At 36.3% G+C, this 1,148-nt stretch carries 1 protein-coding gene; it reads right to left on the bottom strand.

The window, feature by feature from the left end; genetic code table 11:
- Positions 1-710: 710 nt before the first annotated feature.
- Positions 711-1,148: DUF5034 domain-containing protein (locus QZ327_RS14360; RefSeq protein ID WP_294620410.1), on the bottom strand; the 438-nt coding region annotated here is incomplete at its 5' end.

The raw sequence follows: 1,148 nt of genomic DNA on the forward strand, positions 1-1,148 counted from the left end.
CATCCATTGACCATCGTTCTGCCAAATCAAAAGACAGATAACCGCCATAATGATAGCCGTCTAAACACCTCTTCGGTTTCATATCCAACAGATAGTATGTACCAAAGAGATGAAGCGATGTTTTGGGATAGAATTTATAGGAAACATCGGCTCCCATCCCGAATGTATTGCTACTCGAACGAGGAATACTCAGTTTGTGCGCATAGAGGCTTATGCCCAATTTCCATCTCTCGTTTGGAGAATATGCCGTTTTAACTTCAGCATAGTTCGATACGCCAACTCCTATGATGTTCTCCTGTCTGCCACGCCCCCAAACATTCACCTTGTCAAACCGATGAATAACTCCGCCAACGCGATATTCGCCTTTATGTAAGGATGAACGGTCAACAGGGATTCCTAACGTGTAATCAGGGCGAAAATTCAAAAGCATTTCAGGCTTCTTGTGAATGATACCAAAATGTGGAGACAGAAATGACTTTCCATATTCAAAAGACGGCAGTTTGGTGGTGTCTATGTTTGATACAATCCGTTTTGTACGGTCAGGGAACAGCGTAAGGCTTTCTTGCCCATATAATCGGGAGCAGACGGACAGCATAGCTATGATAAAAAGAACCACAATATATGCCGCCAGATTAATACCGCAAATTTTCAATTTCTGTTTCCACATAATGATACTTTAAATCTTAAAGCTAAACTTGAATAGTTTTATATTAAAATTCATATTCAATGGAATCTTTTATTTCTTTTTCTTCCAAATGAAAGACTAAATTGAATTGGAATTTTCCTTTATTCTCTGGCTCTTTTTTGAATTTTAAAACAAGGGTTGGTGCAATAAGCTTCGTATTTCTATTATTTATTTTCGTAAGTTCATCTTTCAGCATCTTTGCTCCTTCAATTCCCCAATATTCTGTCATATCTATATATTGTCCAACATCTTTATCTTCTTTCTTATAACCACTTTGTATGTAATCATAATAAGAAATATACCTACATTCTATCAAATCTGAAATATCACTTCCAGCAGGATGCGATGCATCAAAATTCTCGACAGTGTAGACTTCAATCTTGTATATACTATCATTAATTGCCGTACGTGGTCCATCAATAGTATATCTATTATTAAGATAAATCATTGTAATATATTGATA

It is taken from the genome of uncultured Bacteroides sp. (assembly GCF_910578895.1).
In the GTDB taxonomy this organism is placed as follows: domain Bacteria; phylum Bacteroidota; class Bacteroidia; order Bacteroidales; family Bacteroidaceae; genus Bacteroides.